Annotated in this window: 23 protein-coding genes; 12 read left to right on the top strand and 11 right to left on the bottom strand. The window is 61.7% G+C overall.

Translation table 11 applies throughout. The annotated features are described in order from the left end of the window. Nucleotides 1-225: 225 nt before the first annotated feature. The 4 genes from B5527_RS36210 to B5527_RS36195 are packed head-to-tail and all read left to right on the top strand — an operon-like array spanning nucleotide 226 to nucleotide 4,035. Entirely contained in the window at nucleotides 226-846 is a 621-nt protein-coding gene (locus B5527_RS36210; RefSeq protein ID WP_172842767.1) for a MarR family winged helix-turn-helix transcriptional regulator, read from the top strand. Beyond that, nucleotides 843-2,036, top strand: a complete 1,194-nt coding sequence (locus B5527_RS36205; RefSeq protein ID WP_079605760.1) for a mandelate racemase/muconate lactonizing enzyme family protein — start codon at nucleotides 843-845, stop codon at nucleotides 2,034-2,036. Before B5527_RS36210 ends, B5527_RS36205 begins: the two co-directional genes overlap by 4 nt. Before the next feature lie 10 nt (nucleotides 2,037-2,046). Further along, nucleotides 2,047-3,012 carry a D-2-hydroxyacid dehydrogenase gene (locus tag B5527_RS36200; protein WP_079605759.1) on the top strand — a complete coding sequence of 322 codons (966 nt, stop codon included), beginning with the start codon at nucleotides 2,047-2,049 and terminating at the stop codon, nucleotides 3,010-3,012. Between the two features lie 33 nt (nucleotides 3,013-3,045). Further along, nucleotides 3,046-4,035, top strand: coding sequence for a Bug family tripartite tricarboxylate transporter substrate binding protein (locus B5527_RS36195; protein ID WP_079605758.1), 990 nt, complete (start codon nucleotides 3,046-3,048; stop codon nucleotides 4,033-4,035). Between the two features lie 290 nt (nucleotides 4,036-4,325). Here B5527_RS36195 and B5527_RS36190 read toward each other — a convergent pair whose 3' ends face one another. The 7 genes from B5527_RS36190 to B5527_RS36160 form a co-directional block, all read right to left on the bottom strand. After that, entirely contained in the window at nucleotides 4,326-5,000 is a 675-nt protein-coding gene (locus tag B5527_RS36190; RefSeq protein ID WP_079607780.1) for an HAD hydrolase-like protein, read from the bottom strand. A 418-nt stretch (nucleotides 5,001-5,418) separates the two neighbouring features. Next, the gene (locus B5527_RS36185; protein WP_079602812.1) at nucleotides 5,419-6,690 is read right to left on the bottom strand and encodes an IS701 family transposase; all 1,272 of its coding nucleotides are present in this window, start codon (nucleotides 6,688-6,690) and stop codon (nucleotides 5,419-5,421) included. 82 nt (nucleotides 6,691-6,772) lie between these two features. After that, nucleotides 6,773-7,231, bottom strand: a complete 459-nt coding sequence (locus tag B5527_RS36180; protein ID WP_079605757.1) for a hypothetical protein — start codon at nucleotides 7,229-7,231, stop codon at nucleotides 6,773-6,775. A gap of 277 nt (nucleotides 7,232-7,508) precedes the next feature. Next, entirely contained in the window at nucleotides 7,509-7,859 is a 351-nt protein-coding gene (locus B5527_RS36175) for a type II toxin-antitoxin system PemK/MazF family toxin (protein WP_079605756.1), read from the bottom strand. Beyond that, on the bottom strand, nucleotides 7,856-8,062 hold the full coding sequence (locus B5527_RS36170; RefSeq protein WP_245332383.1) for an antitoxin MazE family protein: 207 nt from the start codon (nucleotides 8,060-8,062) through the stop codon (nucleotides 7,856-7,858). The genes B5527_RS36175 and B5527_RS36170 overlap by 4 nt, the downstream gene beginning before the upstream one ends. A gap of 245 nt (nucleotides 8,063-8,307) precedes the next feature. Further along, entirely contained in the window at nucleotides 8,308-9,297 is a 990-nt protein-coding gene (locus B5527_RS36165; RefSeq protein ID WP_079605754.1) for an LLM class flavin-dependent oxidoreductase, read from the bottom strand. 238 nt (nucleotides 9,298-9,535) lie between these two features. Further along, nucleotides 9,536-9,907 (bottom strand): hypothetical protein, encoded by a 372-nt coding sequence (locus B5527_RS36160; RefSeq protein WP_079605753.1) that lies wholly within the window; start codon nucleotides 9,905-9,907, stop codon nucleotides 9,536-9,538. Nucleotides 9,908-10,074: 167 nt separating this feature from the next. Between B5527_RS36160 and B5527_RS36155 the strand changes: the two genes are divergently transcribed. Then, nucleotides 10,075-10,692 (top strand): hypothetical protein, encoded by a 618-nt coding sequence (locus B5527_RS36155; protein WP_079605752.1) that lies wholly within the window; start codon nucleotides 10,075-10,077, stop codon nucleotides 10,690-10,692. A gap of 115 nt (nucleotides 10,693-10,807) precedes the next feature. Here the strand turns inward: B5527_RS36155 and B5527_RS36150 are convergent, their stop codons facing one another. Continuing rightward, a complete protein-coding gene (locus B5527_RS36150) occupies nucleotides 10,808-11,323 on the bottom strand; it encodes a hypothetical protein (protein ID WP_079605751.1) in 516 nt (171 codons plus the stop codon). Nucleotides 11,324-11,665: 342 nt separating this feature from the next. Here B5527_RS36150 and B5527_RS36145 point away from each other — a divergent pair, with 342 nt between their 5' ends. The 4 genes from B5527_RS36145 to B5527_RS36115 all read left to right on the top strand — a co-directional run bounded on the left by B5527_RS36145 (nucleotide 11,666) and on the right by B5527_RS36115 (nucleotide 18,950). Next, nucleotides 11,666-13,423, top strand: a complete 1,758-nt coding sequence (locus tag B5527_RS36145) for an SIR2 family protein (RefSeq protein ID WP_079605750.1) — start codon at nucleotides 11,666-11,668, stop codon at nucleotides 13,421-13,423. Continuing rightward, on the top strand, nucleotides 13,420-14,832 hold the full coding sequence (locus tag B5527_RS36140; RefSeq protein WP_079605749.1) for an argonaute/piwi family protein: 1,413 nt from the start codon (nucleotides 13,420-13,422) through the stop codon (nucleotides 14,830-14,832). The genes B5527_RS36145 and B5527_RS36140 overlap by 4 nt, the downstream gene beginning before the upstream one ends. A gap of 1,442 nt (nucleotides 14,833-16,274) precedes the next feature. Continuing rightward, nucleotides 16,275-16,766, top strand: coding sequence for a GlcG/HbpS family heme-binding protein (locus B5527_RS36120; protein WP_079605745.1), 492 nt, complete (start codon nucleotides 16,275-16,277; stop codon nucleotides 16,764-16,766). Nucleotides 16,767-16,949: 183 nt separating this feature from the next. Further along, complete coding sequence (locus B5527_RS36115) at nucleotides 16,950-18,950, top strand: DEAD/DEAH box helicase (protein WP_079607779.1); 2,001 nt, start codon at nucleotides 16,950-16,952, stop codon at nucleotides 18,948-18,950. A gap of 24 nt (nucleotides 18,951-18,974) precedes the next feature. Here B5527_RS36115 and B5527_RS36110 read toward each other — a convergent pair whose 3' ends face one another. Next, the gene (locus B5527_RS36110) at nucleotides 18,975-20,222 is read right to left on the bottom strand and encodes a multidrug effflux MFS transporter (RefSeq protein ID WP_079605744.1); all 1,248 of its coding nucleotides are present in this window, start codon (nucleotides 20,220-20,222) and stop codon (nucleotides 18,975-18,977) included. Nucleotides 20,223-20,402: 180 nt separating this feature from the next. Here B5527_RS36110 and glk point away from each other — a divergent pair, with 180 nt between their 5' ends. Next, nucleotides 20,403-21,356, top strand: coding sequence for a glucokinase (gene glk / locus B5527_RS36105; protein WP_245332382.1), 954 nt, complete (start codon nucleotides 20,403-20,405; stop codon nucleotides 21,354-21,356). Between the two features lie 113 nt (nucleotides 21,357-21,469). Next, entirely contained in the window at nucleotides 21,470-22,726 is a 1,257-nt protein-coding gene (locus B5527_RS36100) for an aminopeptidase (protein WP_079605743.1), read from the top strand. A gap of 82 nt (nucleotides 22,727-22,808) precedes the next feature. Here B5527_RS36100 and B5527_RS36095 read toward each other — a convergent pair whose 3' ends face one another. After that, nucleotides 22,809-23,681, bottom strand: coding sequence for a formate/nitrite transporter family protein (locus B5527_RS36095; protein ID WP_245332381.1), 873 nt, complete (start codon nucleotides 23,679-23,681; stop codon nucleotides 22,809-22,811). Nucleotides 23,682-23,836: 155 nt separating this feature from the next. Continuing rightward, nucleotides 23,837-24,889 carry an amidohydrolase family protein gene (locus B5527_RS36090; protein ID WP_079605742.1) on the bottom strand — a complete coding sequence of 351 codons (1,053 nt, stop codon included), beginning with the start codon at nucleotides 24,887-24,889 and terminating at the stop codon, nucleotides 23,837-23,839. 141 nt (nucleotides 24,890-25,030) lie between these two features. Between B5527_RS36090 and pqqA the strand changes: the two genes are divergently transcribed. After that, on the top strand, nucleotides 25,031-25,111 hold the full coding sequence (gene pqqA / locus B5527_RS47235) for a pyrroloquinoline quinone precursor peptide PqqA (protein WP_079607776.1): 81 nt from the start codon (nucleotides 25,031-25,033) through the stop codon (nucleotides 25,109-25,111). Nucleotides 25,112-25,358: the final 247 nt, after the last annotated feature.

Below are 25,358 nucleotides of genomic sequence, written 5' to 3'. Positions count from 1 at the left end.
ATGAAGGTTGGTCGGGGCCGCCACGACGGCCGTTCGAAACGGACGGATTACAAATTGGTAACGGCGCATCTCCCGATTAACTCGCCTGGGGTCGGCGCCGGCGAAGTCGTTGTGAAACGACCGTGCCTTGCCGGGCCACGTTGACAAGTCCACCAACAGGCCGCAATGTGGACTAGTCCACATGACCGGGCCCTCAATCGCCGGCGGTGGCTCGGGAGGAAATGCATGTCGACGGGGCGCCCGCTGCGAAAACGCGCCGGTGACACGATTGCAAGCCCGGAGCCTGCGGCTTCGCAGCCTGCGGCGCGCCGATCCGGCGCCCGCGTCGATGCGAGCCTGTCCGATCCCTGGAATGCCGCCCTGGAAGGCGGGCGCCAGCTCGAACTGGCGGAATATCCGAGCTCGCTGCTGTTGCGGGTGGCGAATGTCATTCACCAGGAAGGCACGGCGGTCTACGCCCGAAAGCACGGCCTGGCGCTGCCGGAATGGCGAATCCTGGCGCGCTTGCGCGAATCGGCGCCGATGCGGCTGGCCACGCTTTGCCGGGTATCGCACTTCGACAAGGCGCAGGCGACCCGCGTGCTGCGCGGGCTGACCGCACGGCGGCTGGTGCGGACCTCCGCCGACGCCGCGCATAAACATCGCCGGATCGTCGACATCACGCCGAGCGGGCGCAAGCTCGCCGAAGCGGTGTTGCCCCACGCCATCGCCGAACAACAAAAACTGCTTCGCGCACTTTCGCCGCAGGAGCGGCGGGTGACCTTCAACGCGCTGCGAAAGCTGCTCGCGGTCTACGGCACCGAGATTCCCGCACCCATCGCCGCCTCCAGGGACGAGCCATCATGAAGATAACTGATATAGAAACCCTGCACGCCGACGGCGGCTATCGCGTCTGCTGCTACGTCAAGATATCCACCGACGAAGGCATCGTCGGCTGGGCCGAATATTACGAAGGGCTGTCCGGCATCTCGGTCACGCCGCTGATCAAGGGTCTGGCCAAGGTAGCGATCGGCATGGATCCCCGCCCGGTCGGCCGGCTCAGCGAAAGCCTGCTCGCGACCACACGTCTGTCGTGGGGCGGTCTCGCCCATCAGGCGGTCGCGGCGATCGAGAATGCCTGCCTCGACATTCAGGCCAAAGCCCTGGGCGTGCCGGTCCATGCCCTGTTCGGCGGACCGTTTCGCGAGCGCATACCGGTGTACTGGACGCATTGCGGTAGCTACCGGGTCCGCTACCCCGACTTTTACGAAAAAGAGCTCGGCCTGGAGCCGGTTCGCACCCTCGACGATTTCACCCGGCTGGGACGCGAGGCCGCGCAACAGGGATTTCGGGCCGTGAAGACCAATCCGGTCTTCTTCGACAAGGACAAGCCCCGGATGTTCAACGGCGGATTCCGCATCGAGCCCGGCTTCCTCGACCGCAGCATCGGCGATCACCATATCGGCGCGATCGTCGACCAGCTCCACGCGCTGCGCCAAGGCATCGGTCCCGACCGGGGGCTGATGCTCGATGTCAGCTTCAGCCAGCGCACCGAAGGCTATCTGCGTCTCGCGCACCGCCTCGAGCCGCTGAATCTGTATTGGCTCGAACTCGACATGCGCGATCCCGAGGGTCTCGCACTGATCCGCCAGTCGACCGCAACACCGATCGCCTCGCTGGAATCGCTGCACGGAATCCACGATTTCCGTCCCTATCTGGCGCAGCGCACGGTCGATACCGCCATCGTCGACCCCATGTGGAACGGGGTCTGGCAGTCGGTGCGCGTGGCCACGCTCGCCGATGCGTTCGAGACCCATGTCGCGCCGCATAACCCGGTCGGCGATCTGGCGAACCTGATGAGCGCGAATCTGTGCGCCGCGATTCCGAATTTCCGCATCATGGAGCTGCGCCCGGATGAAGCGCCGTGGACGCGGGATTTCCTGACCCATCCCTCGACCATCGAAAACGGCGAAATGCTGGTTCCCGTGCGTCCCGGCTGGGGCTCCGACATCAACGAAGAAGCGCTGAGGGCACACCCGCCCCGGTCGGCGCGATAAGGAAGAGCAAATGCGCGTTGTCTATTGGGCGCGGCTGCAACTGGCGAGGCAACAGGTCCTCGACGCACTGCAGGCCGTACCGGGAGCAGACCTTGTCGTGGTGGAAACGCTTGCCGAGCTACTCGGCGCGCTGAACGGCGCGGAAGCGCTGATCTTGTACGACGCGCCGCCCCATCAGGCGCGACAGGTCGTCGACGCCCTGTCGGCGCCCGATAACACCGTGCGCTGGATGCATTTCCTCACCGCGGGCCGCGAGGGTTTTGACGCGGTCGGACTGCCCGCGAGGGTCGCGGTCAGCTATCCCCACGGATGCGTGGCGCCGACCGTGGCCGAACACGCCATGACGCTGCTGCTGGCGCTGGTGCGGCGCGTTCCCGCGATGCTGGAGCAACAGGCCAAACGCAATTGGTCGCGGCTGGATGTTTCGGCGAAAGCGACGTCGGTCGAGGGCAAGGTCATGGCGATCGTCGGCTACGGCCAGATCGGCCGGGAGATCGCGCGGCGCGCCCGGCCCTTCGGCATCAGGACCGTTGCGGTTTCGCGCGCGCGCAAGTCCGACGAATGGCTGGATGAAAGCCATACCCTGTCCGAACTGGATCAGGTGCTCGCGCGAGCCGACATCGTGATGCTGACGATCGCGCTGACGCCGGAAACCCATCACCTGTTCGACCCGCGAAGATTGGCGGCCTGCAAGCCCGGCGTTGTCCTGATCAACGTCGCGCGCGGCGGATTGGTCGACCAGCAGGCGCTGGCCGCGGCGCTCACCTCGGGCCAGGTCAGCGCGGCGGGTCTCGACGTCGTCGACCCCGAGCCGCTGCCCGCCAGCGATCCGCTCTGGGGCGCGCCCAATCTCTTGATCTCACCCCACTTTGCCGGAGGCGGCAGCGAGGTCAGCCAGACGCGCCTCGCCGAAAGCGCCGCCGGCAATCTCAAACGCCTCATCAACAACGAGCCGCTGCAGCATCTCGTCAGCTGAGGCGGCGCGGAAACTCAAATCGAGGGACGAAACATGCATACGCGTCGAGATGTCCTGTCTTTCACCACGGCCGCACTTGCGTTGCCCCTTGTCGGGATCAGCGGCGCCGCGCGCGCGCAGAAGCCGCTGGAGCTGGCGACATTCGTCGTCGGCTTTCCGGCGGGCGGAGCGACCGACACCGTCGCGCGCCTGGTGGCGGATGCGGTTCGCGGCACCTATGCGGCCGCCGTGGTCGTGCAAAACCGAACCGGCGCCGGCGGCCAACTCGCCGCGGCCGACGTCAAGGCCATGCCGCCCGATGGCGCCACGCTTTTGTTTACGCCGGCATTCCCGATGGTGATCTATCCGCACGTCTACAAGCAATTGCGCTACGACACCCTGAAGGATTTCGTCCCGGTCGCCACCACGCATTTCGGAACGCTGGCCTTTTCGATCGGACCCGGCGTCCCCGACGATGTAAAGACGTTGAAGGACTTTGTTGCATGGGCGAAGAAATACCCGGACAGGTCAACCTTCGGCGCACCGGCGGGCGGTGCGCAGCACTTTACCGGTCTGATGTTTGCGCGCGACGCCGGCATCCAGTTGCAGCTGGTCTCCTACCGCGGCGGCGGGCCGTCGGTGGTGGACGCGCTCGGCGGGCATATCGCCGCGGTGGTCACGCCGCTTGCGGAAGTTCTCCCCAGCGCCCGCGAGGGCAAGCTGCGCATTCTCGCCACCACGGCGCGGCAACGCTCGACGCTCGCCCCCGATATTCCGACGTTCTTCGAACTGGGTTACGAGAAAATCGTGGTGCAGGACTGGTCCGGTTTTCTGGCGCCGGCCGGGACGCCGCCCGACATCGTCGCCCGCGCCAACGCGGCCATCAACGCCGCGGTGGAATCCCCCAGCGTCAGGGAGGCCATGGCCACGCTCGGCATGGAAGTGGGCACCCAGACTCCCCAGGCATTCGCCGCGACGGTCCGTGAAAGCTGGGAACGCTATCGCGACATCGTCAGGGAATCGGGCTTCCAGGCGGAGCCATAAATCGCCCGACGCGAGAGCGCCTCGTTCGGTGTGCGCCGATAGCGGACCAAATTGCGCATCGCAGCGAGACGACGCCAACTGCCAGCAGCGGATATCAGGCGGCCTGCTTGAATGCAGCTGCCCTAGCATTTTCCAGTTGTATCGAACCACCATCAGTCACCCAACAGGCCTAATGGTTCGAGACGCGCGGCGTTGCCGCGCTCCTCACCATGAGGGTCTCAGACCTCATCCTGAGGAGCATCGCGAAGCGATGCGTCTCGAAGGATGATGCCACCGAACTGGAAAGTGCCCTAGCCTCTGGATTCCTTCCCATTGACCATCGAGAGCACCGTGCGGGCGAGATCGGCAGGGGAATCCACCAGCTGGTCTGCGCCAGCAGTTTCAAGTTCGTCGCGGGTACCATAACCCCAGAGCACGCCAAGACCGCGCATTCCGACCGCATGGGCGCCGGAAATATCATGGCGGCGATCCCCGACCATCAGACTGTGAGACGGCGAAAGACTGTGTTTGGACAGAATATGGGCGAGCAGTTCGGGTTTGTGATCCAGCTCGCCGCCCGGCACTGAGCCATCGATGCCATCGAAGTATGTGGCAAACTTCAGATGGTCCAGAATGCGGCTTGCGAAAATCGCCCTCTTTGAGGTCGCAAGATAGATTCGCAATCCGGACTGCTTCATCTCTTCAAGGGATTTGCCAATTCCCGGATAAGGCACGCTTCCGAGCAGCCCACTTTCACCGTAATGTTGACGATAGGCAGCGACTGCTTCACCGACCCTGTCGTCTCCGTATGACTGTAGCAAGATCTGCATCACATCTTCGAGCGGGAACCCGATGGTACCTCTTATATCGACGGTTTCATCCGGCTCATGTCCAAGGGCGCGCAGTGCCGCAAGGCAGCTTGCCAAAATGCCGGGGTACGAATCGATTAGGGTGCCGTCGAGGTCCAGAAGAATGGAGCAAGTCATGATCCGAAGATAGCGGCCAAAACCAAACGAGTACACGTTCGTTTGGTTTCGTTTCTGCTTCGGGCCATTCGCGACAGGGGCGACCCGGCGGCTAATGAGTCCACACCTGGGGCACTTTACAGTTCGGTGGCATCATCCTTCGAGACGCATCGCTTCGCGATGCTCCTCAGGATGAGGTCTGAGACCCTCATGGTGAGGAGCGCGGCAACGCCGCGCGTCTCGAACCATCAGGCCCGTTGGGTGCCTGATGGTGGTTCGATACAACTGGAAAATGCGTTAGTACTACTGTGTCATTTATCGGGTCTGCCTTGCATACGGTGCGTTGAGAGAGTGGCAGCAGGGACATCGTGGCAGGCGTTTAACGATGGCGTCGATGAGCCTACGGCGCATCGTTGCGATTGAGTTCGGGATGTGTCGCTCAGGCCGCAATGGAGGATCCTCTGGGTCGATAGCCGTCGGATACGACAATCTCCGGGAACAGCCGGGCGCTACGTAGTCCTGAGGGGGGAATCGTCTCCCGTTCGGAGATCAGGAACCCGTAGGTAGCGATGCACAGCGTGGCGTGATGATGAAAGCCTGGCCATCCTCGACCTTCAAAATGACCGAGACCGAGCTCTTGCTTGAGTTCCTGATAGTCACGCTCCACGCGCCAGCGCAGTTTGGCCGTGTCGACCAGATCGCGGAACGGAATGCTTTTTGGCAAGGTCGACAACCAGTATTTGGTCGGCGCATCCTCTCCCTCGGGCCATTCGATCAGCAGCCACTCTTTTGCCGGCTTCTCAGCCTGTTCATGGCTCGATGCAACGTGAACCCGTACGCGGGCAAACCGCGAGCGGAGCCGTGCATTCGTGCCCTCCCGCCATTCGATCGTATGCCATGCTTTCGCACGCAGCCCGAGGGCAAGCTCTTTGACCGAGATCGTATCAGGCGCATCCCGGCGGCCCTTCTTCGGGGCACGGCCCGGCCGTATGCCCGGCGCCCACACCAAGGTCTGCGGCTGTATAGCTGCCGCATAGGCCTTCCCGAGAGCTGTGATGCCGGCGCGCAGTTTGGAGTCGTGGCCGTAGCCCGCGTCCAATAGCACCACATCGCCAGGAAGGCCGGTCTCACAGGCCCAGTGGATGTGCTCAAGCGCTATCTCCGGCTTGGTCTTGAAGCAGATCTCTTCTGGCACCTTCGCCTTGAGCCGACGCGCCTCGTTCGAAGCCCAATCCTTCGTCAAATACAGCCGATAGGCCACAGGAAGGCTCGCCGCGTGGTTGGCAATCGACAACGATACGGCGACTTGGCAGTTCGCCTGCTTGCCAAGTTGTCCGCAGTATTGGTGCGCTACCCCAACCGAGTGCTGCCCCTTTTTGGGAATGCCCGTGTCGTCGATAATCCACGCCGTGATCGGTCCGCGCCGTTCAATCTGTGGCAACACCATCTCGCGAACCTTGGCCAGAACCACCTCGTCCGACCACGGCCCTTGGCCGACAAAATGCAGCAAGGACTGATGCTGTGCGCCCGTTCGATCCGGCGCTGTGATCGCCGCCATCGGCTCAACGCTCTTGCGTGCTTCCGACACAATTAGGCCCGTGCAATAGTCGCGCAACGGGCCTGCCCGATCTGCGTGGCCGATCACGCTGACAAGACTCTCGATATACCGCGTAAAACGCGCTTGAACACCCTTCGCTTCCCGAAGAGCCATCCCAACCTCCTGTTTCTCAATGGGAAGCTCTACGTTAAGTGATTCTCAAATCAGACGGCCGCGACCTTCTGACTCAGTAGTATTAGTAGCACCGCATGATATTGATGGTTTGTTCTTCACCGTTGCGCCCGGGAACCGTCACGGTCTCCTCGGGGCAACTCGGCACATAAGGCCGGTCGGAAGGTACGACCTGCGGTGGAAACCGATGTACCCAGTCCCAGGGAACATCATTCGTATAGGTGTAATGGATATCGCCTGATGGAGGTTGCCCAACATCTCCCAAGGGTCCTCCCAGGCCGCCGCCATAGGATTCGCCATAGGATGGGTCGTAGAAGAAGGCCCCGTTTGACCAGAAGCCGCCCAGACGGCGTCCCCGGTGATGCCCGAACGGTCGGGGGCCTGACGGACGGAACACCGGATGCGCCGCAACAGACGCTCCCCCAAGGGCTGCTCCCGACCTGGCGAATGTCGCGTTCGCGGCCAGCATGAGCGCGACCACGCCGAGCGAGGCGATGAATGCCCCATACAATCTATACGCCATGGCACGCACCAATTCGTTGGTTACTGAGCAGCAAAGCGAACGCTAGGCCGGGCCCTTCGTGCCCGCAAACGTATACTTAATTATTAGTTAAGGCTTAAGCTTAATGCAGAGCGATTGTTTCAAATCATCGGGATCGTGGCTGTCGATCGATGCAACCGAACCGGCGCGGCGCGTTGTTGAAAGAGCCGAATTTTGGGGTCCCTGAGGGCTAAATCGGACGCGGCGGCGTCAGGCGCGAGGACGGAATGGTGCAACTCGCGGCGAGGTCCGTTACAGCTCATGCCTCCTTGGTTCTTGGAGACGTTGCCAGTCCAAGGAATACGAGCACGGCGCGATTGAGGCGAAGGACATCCTCGTCGTCCAGCCGCCCGATATGCGCACCGACTTTGGATTTCGGGACGGTTGTCACCTTGTCCACCATCAGGCGGCATGGGACGCGCAATCCATTGCGCTCGTTCGGCTCGACAGGAAGCCGGAACAGGGGTGCGTCGGTCTCGTCGGTCGTGAACGCGCAGATCGTGATGGATTCAGTTCCGTCGAAACTGTCATCCTGAAGGATGACGACGGGCCGCGCCTTGCCCGCATAGTCCTTGCCGCCCGCAACCGTCCATACGTCGCCGCGTCTCATTCATGCCCATCCACTTCGTCAGTGAATGTCGATACTGCGTCGATGAACGCCTGATCCTCGTGGGCGCGGGAGCTTGCGGCCACGGCCAGCGACTGACGACGCGCCTCCGAGCGGAACGCAGGCGCACGCACATCCGGGACCCAAATCTGAATGGGACGCAGTCCTTGCCGGCGCAGCCGTTCGCGATGCTCGCGAACTTTCACACGAGAGGGTCTCGGCTTCGGTGATGACACTTGGCAATCCTCCAAAATAGTTACATGTAACCTAATATGGGTGAGGCGATTGGCCAAGCCTCCTTTGGAGAGCAATTGAATATTGCAATAATGAAAATAATTTCAATAGCTTGCGTGATGGCAGTCTATTCTGAGGGGAGCGCCGGCTTCAGCGACAGCGGGCTTTCTCGACCACGACGCAACCCGATCTGCAGATACAGTCTGGTACTTTCCCATCAGCCGCCGATACCGGCGGCTCCGGCGATCAGTTCGAACGAGCGCAGCCGTTTCGCGTGATCGTAGACATCGGACACGACGATCAGTTCGTCGGCGCCGGTTTCTGCGACCAGCGCATCGAGACCGGAACGAACCGTGTCGGGCGATCCGACGATGGAGCGGGCGAGCATCCCCATCGCCTGGGTTTTTTCCGTCGGCGACCAGTAGCTTTCGATGTCGTCGATCGGCGGCTGGCTGAGGCCGCGCGCGCCGCGGAAGATGTTGGTGAAGGACATCTGCTGCGTCGTCGCGAGCCGGCGCGCTTCGGCGTCGCTCTCCGCAGCGATGATGTTGACGCCGGCCATCGCATAGGGACGGTCAAGCTGCTCGGACGGTTTGAAGCGGCTGCGGTAGATCTGCAGCGCCGAGACCAGCAGTTCGGGCGCGAAATGCGAAGCGAAGGCATAGGGAAGCCCGAGCTCGGCCGCGAGCATCGCGCCGAAATGACTTGATCCGAGAATCCACAACGGCACGTCCGTCCCCGCCGCCGGCACCGCCTGGATGCGTTGATTGGGAACGGCTGGAGCCAGGAAAGCCTGCACTTCGAGAACGTCCTGCGGGAAATTTTCGGCCGCTTCATTCGTGCGGCGCAACGCGCGCAGCGTCAGCTGGTCGGTCCCGGGTGCGCGGCCCAGTCCGAGATCGATGCGGCCCGGAAACAGCCGCGCCAGCGTCCCGAACTGCTCGGCGATGACGTAGGGAGCATGGTTGGGCAGCATGATGCCGCCTGCGCCGACCCGGATGGTCTTTGTTCCTGCCGCGATATGGCCAAGCACGACCGAGGTCGCTGCGCTGGCAATGCCCGGCATGTTGTGATGCTCCGCCACCCAGATGCGGCGATAGCCCCAGGCCTCGGCATGAACTGCGAGATCGCGGGCATTGTCGAGCGCGCCGCGCGCATCGGTGTCTTCGGTGACTCGGACCAGATCGAGGATGGACAGTGCCGTCATGGGGACTCCCGAATGAAACCGTTTGCGAAGGACGCCGCCCGGGATGCCCGGCCGCGTTCACGCTTGTCGGAAAAGGGAGACCCCGTGCATTTGCCTCGCCCCATATGGGGACTGCCTCGATGGGGGTCAATCGGCTGGGTCCCCGGGAAGGGCGATGCGTACCTTGCTGCGCGCTTTTGATCCCCGGACTAACACCCCGCGGACGGCGACGGTGCTTTCAAACCGGGCCATGACGATATCAATGGCTCTCGCGCTCAGGCTCTTCTTCCAACGTGTCCTCGCCGTGCGCCGCCGGCGGCGGCGATGCGCCGCGGAATCGAATGACGATTGCGATGATGTCGACATCGACCTTGAGCAGATCGAGGTCGCGCGTCATCTCGCGCAGTTCCTGACCCTTGCGGGCAATCTCCTCGGAGACGTCGATCGCCATGTTGCGCTCGGTAACGCCGCCCGAGCTGCCGACGAACATTTTGGCCCTGATCCATACCAGCCGCGCCCGATTTGTATCGCGCGTGAATTTCTTTTCCAGGAATTGTCGCCGGGCTTCGCCATAGGCCGCCAGCAATTCCACATCGGACATCCTGTACAAGGCTTCGGCTGAAACGCTCATGGCACCAGGCCCGGAACGTTGAGGTCATGGCAAAACTCGCCGGGCGGAGCGGCCGCCCTGCAATTTCGATCGGAGCTTGTCCCCAGAATATTTGATGTGCCGCCACTCCACCAAGTGAATCTTGGCCTGTATCATGCAGCAATTCCGAATCATCGGAGGAATCGGCCATGGCACCGAACATGGCGCTGAAGCGCGCCAGGAAAGCGCAACGGCGGAAACAGGTGGTGGCCCAGAAACGGCGGGCCGAGGTATTGGAAGCAAGCCTGCCCGCCCGTGTGCTCCGGGCTGCCATTGCGCCCATTCGACACTGCTTCCTCACCGAATCCGTGTTCGACATCGGCATGGGGACGCTGGTTCTGGCGCGCGGCGCCACGCCCCATCACATCGCGCTAAGTTCGTTTCTGATCGACGTGTTTTGCCTTGGGATCAAGGATGTGATGTTCGAATCGGTCGAGCGCGAAGATTTCGAGATGTACATGGACGCGACGGATGCCGGGTCGCCGATGGTTTCCGTCGATCCCAGTTACGCCCGCAAGCTGCTGCGAGATCTTGCCGCGTGGTCGCAATCGATCGGTTTCGCGCCGCACCGGGACTTCGCAGCGGTGGAGCGGTTGTTCGGCGACGTCAGCGCTGACGCAAGCGACGCGGGCTTTCGGTTCGGTCGCGACGGCAAGCCTTTCTATATTCCCGGCTCGAACGACACCGCCCCCCTCATTCACCGGCGGATCGAGCAACTGCGGAAGTCGCTCGGCGATGACGGGTTCGGTTTCGAGATGGCGGCTTGAGGCTGGTCTGCTTTCGCCGGTGCGACCATGGAATCCCGTCGCAACTTCACCGGTTCTCGCGCCCGACAGGCAAATCAGTCACAGGCTGTCCAGCCCCTTTTGAAAAAATATTCCGCTAAGTATTTTTGGCGACATCGCCGTTGAGAAGAATGACTGCGAGGCAATTCCTCTCCAAACCGAACCCGGCTATTTCTTTAAGCACGGCGACCAATCCGATGAGGGCACCTATGATACCGATAGCAAGCGTTGCCCATATGCGGAAATTCTCCGAACGTTCCTTCTGCTCCTTACGAACCGAAGAGCGGAGGGAGGTCAATGTGTTCTCGTCGAAATAGTGGAAGCGTCGGTCCAGCTTTGAAGGAATGTACGCTTCGTCGTTCGGTGTAAGGAGCAAGTAACGCTGCGCTTGTTCAAGCCAGTAATCGCTCTCAAGGATGGCGATTTGCTCGTCTATCTGGCGGTTCAGTTTGACGGTGCTAAGTATCTCCTTCCCTATGGCCTCCTTGTCCGGAATCTCGCCGGTCTCGTAGGCGACCTCGCAAATAGCCTCGAGTGTCACGCCGATGTATTGGCCCTTTAGCCGCTTGAGCCGACGGATCTTCCAGTTGAGCCGTAATCTCTCAAACAACATGACTATCCCCGCCCGTTGCAACGGTCTGTGCTACCGGACGGTATTGTAGGTCTCACGTCGAAGGCACCAACGCGTCCGAATGCGTTGTGATGCGTACGAAACCCGTTGTAACCGGGGCGAGGAGTCGAAAGTCTTGCAAAATCATGTGTACGACTTTTATGCCTCAGGCGACTTCGCTATAGATGAACTGGCTACAAAGTAGCAGCCTGCCCATCTAACAACCGGGGACTGAGTCGTCGAGATGGGAGCGTTTAAATCTTCCCCGCTAGCGTAGTTCACCATACCAAATTTGGTAACTGAGAGCGGTCGCCCGCAAAAATCGAGCGCGCCCGAAGGAGCGCCATGACGGATCAATACAAACTCACTGGCATTGTTTGCGCCCGGCCTCAGCAGTTCGCGTGGTTTCTTGGTGCTGGAGCATCCGCCGCTGCCGGGTTGCTCACCGCATGGGATATCATCTGGGACCTCAAGCGCCGCTATTACCGCCGCGAGGAAAGCCAGGACATCTCGCGTCAGGACATGCAACTCGACGCCGTCAGGGCACGCGTTCAATCTTACATGCTGTCCAAAGGTTTTCCGGAGGAAGGGGACGCAGGCGAATACACCACCTATTTCGAGAAGGCTTTCGGTGACGATAAGGAGAAGCAGCGCCAATATCTGGCGGCGACTCTTTCAGAAAAGAACGTCACGCTTTCGATAGGCAATCGAATCTTGGGTGCTCTTCTAGCCTCCGGAGGGGCGCGTAACGTATTCACAACCAACTTCGATACGGTGGTTGAGCGTGCCGTCGCCGAGGTGAGCGGGCTGTCGCTTGCAGCGTTCCATTTAGAGGGGGCGGCGTCCGCGAACAAAGCGATCAGTAACGAAGAGTACCCGGTATATTGCAAGCTGCACGGGGACTTCCGCTACGATAGCATTAAAAACCTACCAGCGGACCTTGTTACTCAAAACGAGGACCTGTCGAGGGCTCTCATAAATGCAGCGAACCGGTTCGGCTTCATTGTAGCGGGATACAGCGGGCGCGACGACAGCGTAATACAGCTGTTCCGCTCGGCGCTGACTACACCCAATCCCTTTCCGCACGGCCTGTTTTGGACGGGTATGAAAGGATCGCGGGTACTGCCTTCCGTAACAGAACTCATCGAGGATGCGAAGCAATCGGGCGTCGATGCCGCCTTCGTTGAGGTCGAAACATTCGACGCATTCATGTTGAGGCTATGGCGCAACCTCGACAATAAGGACCCCGCGCTCGATGCAAAGGTGCGGAAGTCTGCACAAGCCCAAGTCAGCATCCCTTTGCCGAAATCGGGAAAAGGCGCGATCGTCAGAATGAACGCCGTGCCAATCTTTGATCTACCGCTACATTGTCAATCGCTCTCGTTCAGAAACCCAAAGGAGTGGACGGACTTGCGGGCAGCGACCGGGGCGACCAAGGGACGGCTCATTTTTACAGAGGCAGAATCGATTTTATGCTGGGGCGCGGAGGCGCTGATCCGGGACCAGTTCAACGACCTCGTTTCGATATCGCCTCACGACCTTTCGTCGCAGATCGCCGATATCAGCGATCATCTCTATGTCAAAGGCTTCCTTGAAGAAGCGATTTGTCACGCACTCTCGCTAGGAAAACCGCTGCTCACCCGAACCACCAAATCGGGCTCGTACCTCATCGCCGATGCGCACAACAGGGATCAATCGCCGTTCTCCCGTTTGCATGACGTCGTGGGCAAAATCTCGGGTCAAATCCCCGGTCTCTTCACGCCCGTCGATGAGGATCATCCGCATCCCGAGAAAGTTCACTGGGCTGAGGCGGTCCGGATTTCCATAGGCATGATCGATGACAGGAATTGGCTTCTTCTCGATCCTGATGTTTGGATTTGGCCGCCGCGAGCGAGAAGGGATGCTACCAACTTCCTCGATAGGAGAAGGGGCAACCGATACAACAATATCTATAACGCTCTTCTTGAAGCATGGCTCTCGGTCTTGCTCGGAAGCGACCGCCCAGTTGAAACCAAACTCTCGGCTTTCGAAGCCGGCACTCCTGCGGAAACTCCCTCGTTCAGCATTGGCTCAAGGACTGCCTACACCCGAGGGTTAGCATGACGGCAGACCGTAGCGAGCTACCGGGGTTGCTGACCATTCCGGAACCAGCCCTGATGTTTGCAAGCGGGAAGCTCGACAAGCATCCATTGCGGGGTCTCATAGACCATGGCCCTTTTGGCCTTAAATACGGAACACCTTCTTCGTTGCGCCTCGCGCTTCTCGCGCCTAAAGCGAATGTCCGGCACCTACGCGGGCTCATCAACGAGTTGACAGGCGGCGCGAAGACAAAAGACGTTCCCGCCTATTATCCCGACTATCCTGGCTTCGAAAAAGTGTTCCGAATTCCGGTTGCACCGATCGACGAGAACCTTGTGTTCGCGTTTCCTGACGAATTGGACGAGCATGCCAGGCGACTTGATAAACGGGCGCTTGCCAGCGGTCTGTTTCAATGCATCGCCCAATTAAAGGGTGTCCGTTCCAACTTCGACGTGGCATTCATTTACTTGCCTCCAGCGTGGGCCGCTTGCTTCGAGGACGAAAGCTTCGATTTCCACGATTATCTCAAGGCTTTCTGCGCTCCTTCTAATATCCCTGTGCAAATCGTGCGGCAATCGAGCTTCGAGCGTGAATGCCGCGCGAATGTCATGTGGGGCATAAGCGTTGCTTTGTATGTGAAAGCGGGCGGCATTCCATGGAAGCTGACCGGCCTTCACCCTGACGAGGCATTCATCGGAATCAGTTATGCGGTGAAACGGCTCACGTCTGGAGCCGAATACAGCACCTGTTGCAGTCAGATTTTTGATCCGGACGGCACAGGATTCCGCTTCGTTGCGTATGATGCCAAGGAGTTTACGCAGGATCGGGCCAAGAACCCCTATCTGTCGTACTACGAGATGCAGTCAGTACTGTCTCGCAGCCTTGAGATTTATCAGCGGGCGAATTTCGGCAGGCTTCCAAAGAAGATAACGGTCCACAAGAACACGGAATTCAAGGAACAGGAAATTCTTGGCGCGCTCGACAGCTTTCGTGATGGGACCGAGGTGGAGCTCGTCCAAATTGTGAAGGGGGTTGGATGGAAAGGCATAAGATTCAAGCCGGGAAGGAACCCGGAGCCGCATGGCTTTCCTGTCACCCGTGGATCCTACCTTCCTATCGACGGCAACGAAGCCCTCCTTTGGACGCAAGGCGGCGTTCGAGCTGTAAATCTCAAGAACTCCGGATATGAGATTTACAAAGAAGGAGCGCTCAAGCCAACGCCTTCGCCAGTACTCGTCCGGCGTTTCACCGGCGCAGGGGGCTGGCACGACACCTGCGCCGGCATCATGGGCCTCACCAAAATGGATTGGAACAACAACACGCTTTACAAGAAGCTGCCGGTCACACTTGTTTACTCGAAGGCGTTTGCGGACATCATTCAACAGAATCCGGACATCGTCGATAACGTGTACGACTTCCGCATGTTTATGTGACTCAGGCTGAGTTTGTCTGTTCGGCATCGTCGATGCAGGCCGACCTAACATGTCGCCATGGGTGGCGTTAGCAAGGCCGGGACTTATGCTGATAGACGACGCCGTCGATATCATGTTGCATCAAATTTCAAGGGATACGCAGAGGGAGTGTAACTGCGGCCGCGCTTTAACTCGGCTCTCCAATATATCTTGACGCACGGAGTATTACCCAAGCCGCTCGTGCGACTCCTGCCATCCTGTTTCCCACAAGAGGAGCGCAAGTTCACAATCGACCGAATTATCATTTCAAGGATTGTCTAGCACGGAGAGCTTCACTCCGGGCAACTTCGTCGGTTCTCGCGCCTGACGGGCAAATCACTTCACCCCTGTCCAGCCCCTTCGCGAAAAATATTCTGATTTTCAGAATACCCGAATCACCGCTATATCCTTTGCCGTCCTGTTCCCACAAGAGGGGCGCTTCGCGGTCGTCACGGACGTTGGGAGCGGGATGCGATGGACGCGGCGGCTCATGCGCGCGAAAGCGTGCGGACGAATGATGCTGAAGCGGACGGCGAAGACGTGTGGTCCTGACACCCCGACGCTGGTGTCAAGTCGGTGGAGGCAACTCCGCTGGCGACGGTGGCAAGAAAGCCGATCACCGGGGAGAGCACGGTATAAGCCGTAAACCATTGCGTGCGGGAATGTCGGGTGTTTTCCGATGGCTCGCTGTGAATGCTCGTGTGCATACTTACTACCCCATGCGCACACGAGGCTGCGGGTGCATCGGGCGCCCGGCATTCCCCACGCCCTCTGTTTTCAGGGCGGAGATTAATGCAAACCTCGGACGCACTGCGCCGCGAGATCGCGGACGCGTATCTCATCGTCATTGCGAGGAGCGGAGCGACGAAGCAATCCATATGGCGGCAAGCAAGAAAGCTGGATTGCTTCGCTGCGCTCGCAATGACGCGGGGTATCGATTACCTTTTGTACGGCGCTCGAACCGTTAGCCACGGCGGTAGCTGAATCCGGCTTGAACGGCTGTGCCTGAGGACCATATTCGCCTTCATGGCCTCCAGGCGCACCAGCCGGAACTATACGATCGAGCCCTTTCGGATGGGGCCTGACCAAAATGAGATCGGCCTTCTGTATTTGAACTTTCGGGCTGAAAATCTCGCGTCAGCCCAGGCGCAAGCCATGATCTATTTGAGGAACGATGCGTTCGTGAAAGATATCGACGGCGTGAAGCTTCTGCGTAACGCCGCGGAGGTTTGGCGCTGGTCCAAAGCGAAAGCTGCCCCATGACATGGGCGAGGTCTGGCGGGGTCGCCGAACACTCAAGCGTGATGAGCATGGTACTCGTTTCATCCTACATCCGGGAATGAGAGCCGGCTTGCCCTGGGAACGTCGGGTTGGCGAGCTCTCTCAGCGACAGCCTCCTCGCGTCGGATCGAAATCAACTCGCCATGATGAAACCTGGAATCATCGTTGGACTCCTGGCGACGGTGCTCTGCCTGCCCTTGGGGGCGCAGACCATCAAGGTCATGACGCTCGATCAAGCCGGAGCCCAGACGGTGCTGCAGGCAGCGAAGGAGAGCGCGCAGCAGCGCAACGCGCCCTCGGCCATCGCGGTGGTCGATCCCGCCGGAGATCTGCTGGCGTTCCAGCGGATGGACGGTGTCCGCCCGGACAGCGCGGACCTCGCCATCCAGAAGGCACGAACGGCGGCGCGGCTGCGGCGGCCGACGGCGGAGATCGAGGACAGCATCGATCGCGGCCGGACCGCCTTCGTTACCGCGGACATCGCGGCGCTGCGTGGCGGCATGCCGATACGCGTCAACGGCGAAGTCGTGGGCGCGGTGGGTGTTGCCGGCTTGAACAAGGACACCGATACCGAAATCGCAAACACCGCGGCGGCGGTGCTCGGCCCGTCGGCGAAGACACAACAGCAGAATTGACGGCGTTGAGGACGCCCGCCGCCTCGGCTCAGTCCTCCGGGCCGCATGTCTGCTATTTCGGCGCACCAAACCAATGGCGCTTTGGCCTCGAATGGCCTAAAGGACAACCAACTCACCGAAATCCGTCGGGCCACGCGGCTGCGCATCTTCTTTGGCGGCAGCTTCGACCGTTCGAGGCCCTCAATGTTCCGGCGCCAGGCGCCAACCAAGGTTTTTCATCCCGTGACATTCCTACCCACACATCCGCCGCTCGCCCGAGCCCTGGCGGAGCGCAACTACGATCAGCCAACCCCCGTCCAGACCGCGGTGCTCGCGGACGCCGCCGCCGGCCGCGACCTGCTTGTTTCGGCGCAAACCGGCTCGGGCAAAACCGTCGCCTATGGGCTCGCGATTGCAAAAAATCTTCTTGATGGCGCCGAGCGGTTCGAGCGGGCAGCCGCACCTCTCGCCCTGATCGTCGCGCCGACCCGGGAACTTGCCCTGCAGGTGCAGCGCGAGCTCGCGTGGCTTTATCAATATGCCGATGCGCGCGTCGTTTCCTGCGTCGGCGGCATGGATCCGCGCCGCGAACAGCGCGAGCTTGCGGCCGGAGCGCATATCGTGGTCGGCACGCCGGGTCGGCTGTGCGATCACCTCCGGCGCGGCCGTCTGGACGTCTCGGAATTGAAGGCGGTGGTGCTCGACGAGGCCGACGAAATGCTCGATCTGGGTTTTCGCGAGGATATGGAGTTCATCCTCAAGACCACGCCGGATACCCGCCGCACCCTGCTGTTCTCGGCGACCCTGCCGCGCGGCATCGTCGCGCTGGCGAAGCAGTATCAGCAGCAGGCCTTTCGCGTCGAGGTCGAGGGCGACGAGGGCGGCCACGCCGATATCGAGTACCGCGCCATCCGAATCGCGTCAGGCGATGTCGAGCACGCGGTCGTCAACCTCTTGCGATTCTTCGAATCGCCGAGCGCGCTGGTGTTTTGCAATACCCGGGATGCCGTCAGGCATTTGCAGGCGACGCTGCTGGAGCGCGGCTTCTCGGTGGTCGCACTGTCAGGAGAATTGACTCAGAACGAGCGCACCCAGGCGCTGCAGGCGTTGCGGGATGGACGGGCCCGGGTCTGCGTGGCGACCGACGTGGCGGCGCGCGGCATCGATCTGCCCAACCTCGACCTCGTGATTCACGCCGATCTGCCGAATGACGCGGAGGTGATGCAGCATCGCTCCGGCCGCACCGGCCGCGCCGGCCGAAAGGGCGTCAGCGTGTTGCTGGTACCGCCGGCGCGCAAGCGGCGCGCGGAATTGCTGCTTAACCTGGGGGGCATCGATGCCGCCTGGGGCGCTGCTCCCACGGCGGATGAAATCCGCAAGCTCGATCAGGAGCGCATGCTGCGCGATGCGCTGTTCGCGGAGGAAACGACATCGGACGATCTGATCCTGGCGCGGGCGTTGCTCGCCGAGCGGTCGGCCGAGGATATTGCCGCGGCGCTGGCGCGGCTGTACCGGGCGCGGCTGCCTTCGCCCGAGGACATTCTCGACCCCGGCCAGGGGGCCGGCCGGTCGCGCGAAGATCGCGGCCGGGGAAAAGACGGCCGAACGCCGCGCGGCGAGGATCGCGCTACTGAGCCGCGATCGAAGCCCGGGAAATCATCGCCGCGTCACGGCATGGCGGAAGGCAGCGTGTGGTTTCGCGCCGCGATCGGACGAAGAAAGAACGCCGAAGCGCGCTGGCTGTTGCCGATGATTTGCCGTCGCGGCGGCATCGACAAGCAAGACATCGGCGCGATCCGCATCATGGACACCACCACCGAGTTCGAGATCTCCGAACGGGTCGCCGAATCCTTTGCCGTCAAGATCGGGCGTCCCGACAAGGAAGACAACATCCGCATCGAGGCGCTGGCAGATGGTCCCCAGCGGCAGGCGGCTTCAGAAAACCGGTCACACCCGCCTCGGCGCGAAACCAGGGAGACCGACCGCAACGGGCACCGGTACGAAAAATCCCGCGATGAGAGAGCGCCGAAGCAGCATGGCAAACCTCACGGCGAAAGCGGGCCGGGATTTGCCAGGGAGCAGGGTTTCGAGAAGAAAAAGCGGCATCAGGACAGGCCCGCCTATGTCGCACCATCGCGGCCAGCCGGCGCGTCGCCAGCGAAACCGGCCTTCGGCAAGAAGGCAAAGAAGAATCGTCGCGGCTGATGCAAGCGGATGGCGCGGATGGAACTAGTCGGCCATCCGGTGCGGCGTGAACAGCCGGCCCTTTTCCACCACCGCAACGACCGCAAGCGCCGCCAGTGCGCAGAGGAAAAACCCTGTCGCAAACGGCAGCAGCGTGCCGTCATAGTCCTGGCCGATCACGGTGCCGATGCCGATGCCGAGCAGCGTGGTGATCGACCCGTACAGCGACGAGGCCGTGCCGGCGATATGGCCCTGCGGTTCCATTGCGAGCGCGGTGAAATTGGAGAAGATCAGCCCGAACACGAACATCATCAGCGCCGCGAGCACAATGAACAGCGGCAGCGGCAGCATCTGCGCCTTCGCCGCGACCAGCATGATTCCGGCCACCGCGACAAAGCCGACCAGAGCGCTATGCGAAATCACCCGCATGCCGAGCCGGCCGACGAAACGGGCATTGAGGAATCCGGCGATCGCGATGCCGATCGCGATCGCCGCGAATGCCATCGGAAAATAATTCCCGAGCTTGTAGATCCCGGTGAATATTTGCTGCGAGGAAAACACGAAACCAAAAAGCGAGCCCTGCACGCCGCCCGCCGCCAGCGCATAGCCCAGCGTCTGCCGGTTAATTACGGTCTGGCGAAAAGCACCCAGCACGTCGCGAATGGCGAGCGACTTGCGCTTCGATATCGGCAGGGTCTCCGGCATCCGCAGCGCGCTCCAGAGCAGCGCGAGCACCCCATACAGCATCAGCACGATGAAGATGCCGCGCCATTGCGTCAGCAGCATCACCGCCTGACCGAACGACGGCGCGATGATGGGGACGCTGATGAAGACCATCATCGCCAGCGACATCACGCTGGCCATGCGGCGGCCTGCATAGCAGTCGCGAACGATCGAGGTGGCAATCACGCGGGTGGCCGAGGTGCCGAGGCCCTGCAGCGCCCGCGCCAGCAGCAGGGTCTCGAACGACTGCGCCGTAACCACGAGCATGCTGGCGATGCAATACAGCGCCATGCCGTCGACCAGAACCGGGCGGCGGCCGAAGCGATCGGACAGCGGTCCCATGACGAACTGGCCGACGCCGAAGCCGATCAGGAACGTCGACAGCACCGCCTGCGGCCGGTTGGCGGTGACGATGTGGAATGTCGAGGCGATCTTTGGCAGCGCCGGAAGCATCATGTCCGTCGCCAGCGGATTGAGGGCCATGATCGAGGCGATAACGATAACGAATTCGGGAAAGCCCATCGGGCGGTGGTTCGACGAAACCCCGGCGTCGGCATTGATGTCAGTCACTTAGCACCTCATGGAGGACGCCCTTGTATCGGCCATGTTGCGCTGCACAACCCCCTTTCAGGGATGGCAGCCCCGTCAAAATTCGTGATGGAACCCGGTTGCACAGCCGATTTTGGTGGCGGCCTTTCCGTGATAGACGCGCGCACGGCAGGGAACGTCAGGGCGCCACGGAGAGGTCGAGTGAGCAGTCTGCGGGTTATCGGAGACATCGGCGGCACCAATGCGCGTTTTGCTGTTGCCGAAAGCGGCAGGTATCGCGACCTCCTGCACGTCGAGGTGCGCAAGTTCGGATCGCTGCACGATGCGCTGGCTGAATACCTCAAGGGATTGCCGCCGGCGTCGCGGCCAGTGTCGGAAGGCGCGATCGCCGTCGCCGGACCGGTTTTGGGCGATCGGGTAGCCCTGACCAATCTTGCCTGGTCGTTTTCGGTCGCGGAACTCAAGAAGAGCCTGGGGCTGAAGTCGCTGGCGGTCGTCAACGATTTCGCCGCCACCGCGATGGCGGTGCCGCATCTGCCCGAGGGCGACCGCTTTCTGGTCGGACCCGCGTGCCCGCAAGCTGCCGGCCCGATCGGGATCATCGGGCCAGGCACCGGCCTCGGCATGAGCGCGTTGATCCCCAACGGGCGTGAATGGGTTCTGGTCGCGGGCGAGGGCGGCCACGTGACCTTGCCGGCGTCGACCCCGGAAGAGGACGAGATCGTTCGGGTCATGCGCACGCGCTGGGACCACGTGTCGGCCGAACGCGCGCTGTCCGGCGCCGGTCTCGTCAATATCTATCAGGCGCTCTGCACGATCGATGGCAGGGTGCCGGAGGCGCTGACGCCGGCTGACGTCACCGATCGCGCCATCGGCGGGCGCGACGCGACTTGCGCGCGAGCATTCGGGCATTTCTGCGCAATGCTGGGCGCCGTCGCCGGCGACCTCGCGCTGACGGTTGGTGCGACCGGCGGCATCTATATTGCGGGCGGCATCTTGCTGCGGTTCAAGCAGGCGCTCGCGGCCTCGGCATTTCGCCAACGGTTCGAGAGCAAGGGCCGCTTCAGCAGTCTGCTCGCCAAAATTCCGACCCATCTCATTTTGGAGGAGTCGCCGGCGCTGCTCGGTCTTGCGCACGTACCGATCGCGCCTTGACGGGCACAACCAGGATTTAGATAGCTATCGCGCCCCGCGGTTTGGCGACCTTGATCTGTCCTGCAACAATCACTTTATAACCGTCTATCCCACCAACCTCAGGCCGGACTTCCATGACCATACACGAACGCAGCATTTCGGCACCGATTGATCCCGTCAAACTCGACCGTCTGGCCGAGGTCGCGATCAAGGTCGGGTTGCAGCTCAAGCCGGGACAGGATCTGCTGCTGACGGCGCCGACCGTGGCGCTGCCGCTGGTGCGCAAGATCGCCGAACACGCCTATCGCGCCGGCGCGGGTCTGGTCACCCCGATCCTTTCGGACGAGGCGGTCACGCTGGCGCGCTACCGGTTCGCGCCGGACGACAGCTTCGATCGCGCCGCCGGCTGGCTCTATGAGGGAATGTCGAAGGCGTTTGCCACCAACACCGCGCGGCTCGCCATCGTCGGCGATGATCCGATGCTGCTGGCCGGCGAAGACCCGGCCAAGGTCGCGCGCGCCAGCAAGGCCAACTCGATCGCCTACAAGCCGGCGCTGGAAAGGATCGTCAACTTCGATATCAACTGGAACATCATCGCCTATCCGAGCGCTTCATGGGCGAAGCGGGTGTTTTCGGGAGACGAAGAGGATGTCGCAGTGGCAAAGCTTGCCGACGCGATCTTCGCTGCCTCACGCGTCGATATCGATCACCCCGTCGCGGCGTGGCAGAAGCATAACGCGACCCTGCGCAGCCGCACCGAATGGCTGAACGGCCAGCGATTCAGGGCGCTGCATTATTCCGGACCTGACACGGATCTCACGATCGGGCTGGCGGACGGTCACGAATGGGAAGGCGGCGCCTCCACCGCCAAAAACGGAATCACCTGCAACGCCAATATCCCGACCGAGGAAGTGTTCACCACGCCGCATGCAAGGCGGGTGGAAGGACACGTCGTCAGTTCCAAGCCGCTGTCCTACCAGGGCTCGCTGATCGACGGCATCGCGGTGCGGTTCGAGCAAGGACGCATCGTCGAGGCCAAGGCCACGCGCGGCGAGGAAGTCCTCAACAAGGTCCTCGACACCGACGAGGGCGCGCGGCGTCTCGGCGAAGTGGCGCTGGTGCCGCATTCCTCGCCGATCTCGAAGAGCGGACTGTTGTTCTTCAATACGCTGTTCGACGAGAACGCGGCCTGCCACATCGCGCTCGGCCAATGCTATTCGAAATGCTTCGTCGATGGCGACAAGCTGACGCCCGAGCAGATCGCGGCGCAGGGCGGCAACAAGAGCCTGATCCACATCGACTGGATGATCGGTTCGGACAAGATCGACATCGACGGCGTTCACGCCGACGGCAGGAGGGTCCCCGTCTTCCGCAAGGGCGAGTGGGCCTGACAGGTCCTTAGCCGCGGAAGCTTGCGTTCTGTCGCAAAACCCAGCCGGTTCTGCTGGGATTTGCGTTGCGGTCCGTCGGCGCTCATATCTCTTTCATGACCTGCGCATAGGCGATCAGCGCAAACAGCGCGGTGCCGCCGATGATATTGCCGATGAGAACCGGGACGAAGAAGTCCGTCACCATCGGCAGGACACCGAGATGTCCGTTCAGCACCAGAAAAAACGCCTCCACGCTGCCCGCGACAATGTGCATGAATCCTGCCGCCGCGATCAAATAGGTGATGATGACGATGACGTGGAATTGGGCGGCTTCGGCGCTCGGAATCAGCCAGACCATGGTCGCGATCAGAAATCCGGATGCGATTGCACGCACCATCATTTCCATCCAGGTATGGTTGGTGATCTGACCGGCGATATCGAGCACCGCCGCTTTCAGTTCCGGTGTCAGTACAGGGGTGAAGGTGCACAGCAACGCCGCGGCGAACGTGCCGGCCATGTTCGCAACCAGGACCACGCTCCAGAGCCGGCCGAGCCGCCAGAGACTGGCCAACGTGAGGTTGGCCATGACAGGCAACACCGCGGTGACGGTAATCTCGGTGAAAAGCTGCTGCCGGGACAACACCACCATCACGAACCCCACGGAATAGCCGAAGCTGGTGACAAGATGCGTCCACGAGGCTTCCGGCAGGTGCGACTGCAAGACGGCCTGCGCCAGCAGCGAGAAGCTGATCGAAAGTCCGGCGGCCACCCCCGACCACCACAACGAGGTGATCGGCCGGTCCATCTCCTCGTCGCCGAGCCGGCGCACGATTTCGTAGATCACCGGCGTGCGCGGGCTCGACATCTCCTCGACGTCGCCGGCTTCCTTTTCGGTGATCTGCTTGTTCCCCTGTTTGGCGTGCGGCTGCTCGTCGCGCGTTTTGGTCGTCTGGGGAAGTTTGCTGCCTTTCTTCAATTCAATTCCTCGACCAACGCCAAGCGCGCCGCGCCTATGCTTCCGTAGCGGAGCAAGAAATAAGAGGTGGAGGGGTCAAAAGGTTCCAGGGGGCCAGGCGAAGGAACCGATTCGATCAATGTTGAATCTACGCGATTTGAACGCGGGCACCGCCATCACTTCAGCCTGAGCCGGTAAACCTCCGTCGCCGTCTTCGAGAACAACGCGGTCTTCTCGGCCTCGCTGCAGGGCGCGGCGATGCGCTTGAAGGCGTTGAAGATCACCTGATAGCTGCACTGGCCCTTGTCGGGCGGAAAGTTGCTCTCGAACATGCAGCGCGCAGGTCCGAAGGCCTCGATGCAGGTCTCGATATAGGGACGCCACGCCGCCGCCACGTCTTCCGACGATGGCGGCACCGGGCGTTCGTGAAAATCATAGCCGAGCAGCCGCATCGCCAATCCGCCGAGCTTGACGACGACATTGGGGCATTTCGCGATGTCTTGGATCGAGGCCTTCCACCCCGTGAAAATTTCCTGACGCCGGCTGGCATAGCCGCCGAGGCCGATCGGGCCGCCGCAATGGTCGAGCACGATTTTGGTGTCCGGGAAAATCCGCGCGAGATCGGCCAACTCGCCGATCTGCGGATGATACAGCCACGCATCGAAGCTCAGGCCGAGCGGCGCGAGGCAGGCAAAGCCCTTGCGAAAGGTCTCGTCGAGCAGCAGGCCTTTCGGCCGCATCGCATAGATGCCGGCAACCTCGGGATCGGCATCCCACGGCGACGAGTGCCGGATGCCGCGGAAGCGGCCGTTGCCGGCGGCCATTTCCGCTTCGAGAACGGCGCGCGCGCCTTCGCCGAGCAGCAGATTGGCGTGGCCGACGATGCCGGCGCAGATCGAGGCGGTACCGTAGCCGCCGCTCGCGCTCATCGCCGCGGCGCCATTGGCAAATTCGACTTCGCCGACGGGGCGCAACGCTTCCGGCCCGCCGGCACGGTACATCGAGCGGGCCTCGACATAGACGGTTGCAACAATATTGTGCCCGGAGGCGATATCGTCGGTGATCTCCTCGATCAGATAGCGCTGGCCGCCGCGATCCCACAAATGGTGATGCGGATCGACGATCGGGCGCTGCGGGTCGATCACTTCCTCTTTTCGCAGCGCGAGCCAGTCCGGGCGCGGATCGGCATAGAGCCCGCTCTTCGATGCGGCGGCAGTGCTGGTGGCCATCGGTCGTCGCTCCCCTGCGTACTATTGGCAAAACCGTTCTCGCCCGCAAAGCCCCATGATCCCGGGGACGAAAGCTTGCGCGTCGTCGAAGCGGCCTTAGCCTTTCAGCGGCGATCGTACCGCAACACGGAGGAGACTGTCATGGCCTGGAAAACGCCCGAGATCGTTGAAGTGCCGGTCGGCATGGAAATCAATATGTACGCCTGCGCGGCGCGCAAGTAGGAGAGACTTCGCGCCTGGCCCCGCCGGTTTTTCTGAAACGCGCGGTGGACGGCAATTGGCCGGCACGAGCGGTTGAATGCTGACGCCGACGAATTTCTCGCACTCTAGAACGCGAACGTGGGCAACGTGCCAGAAGGCCGGCGCGATCCTCGCATGGGCAACGATCCACAATGTCGGATGCTGCACCGTCGCAGCCTGCATCGCGGTGCGGCGCAGGGGCGCTATCGACTGCCGCATATGACGCCTG

The sequence above is a fragment of the Bradyrhizobium erythrophlei genome (assembly GCF_900129425.1).
In the GTDB taxonomy this organism is placed as follows: domain Bacteria; phylum Pseudomonadota; class Alphaproteobacteria; order Rhizobiales; family Xanthobacteraceae; genus Bradyrhizobium; species Bradyrhizobium erythrophlei_C.
This window is presented reverse-complemented; position numbering and strand designations above follow the sequence as displayed.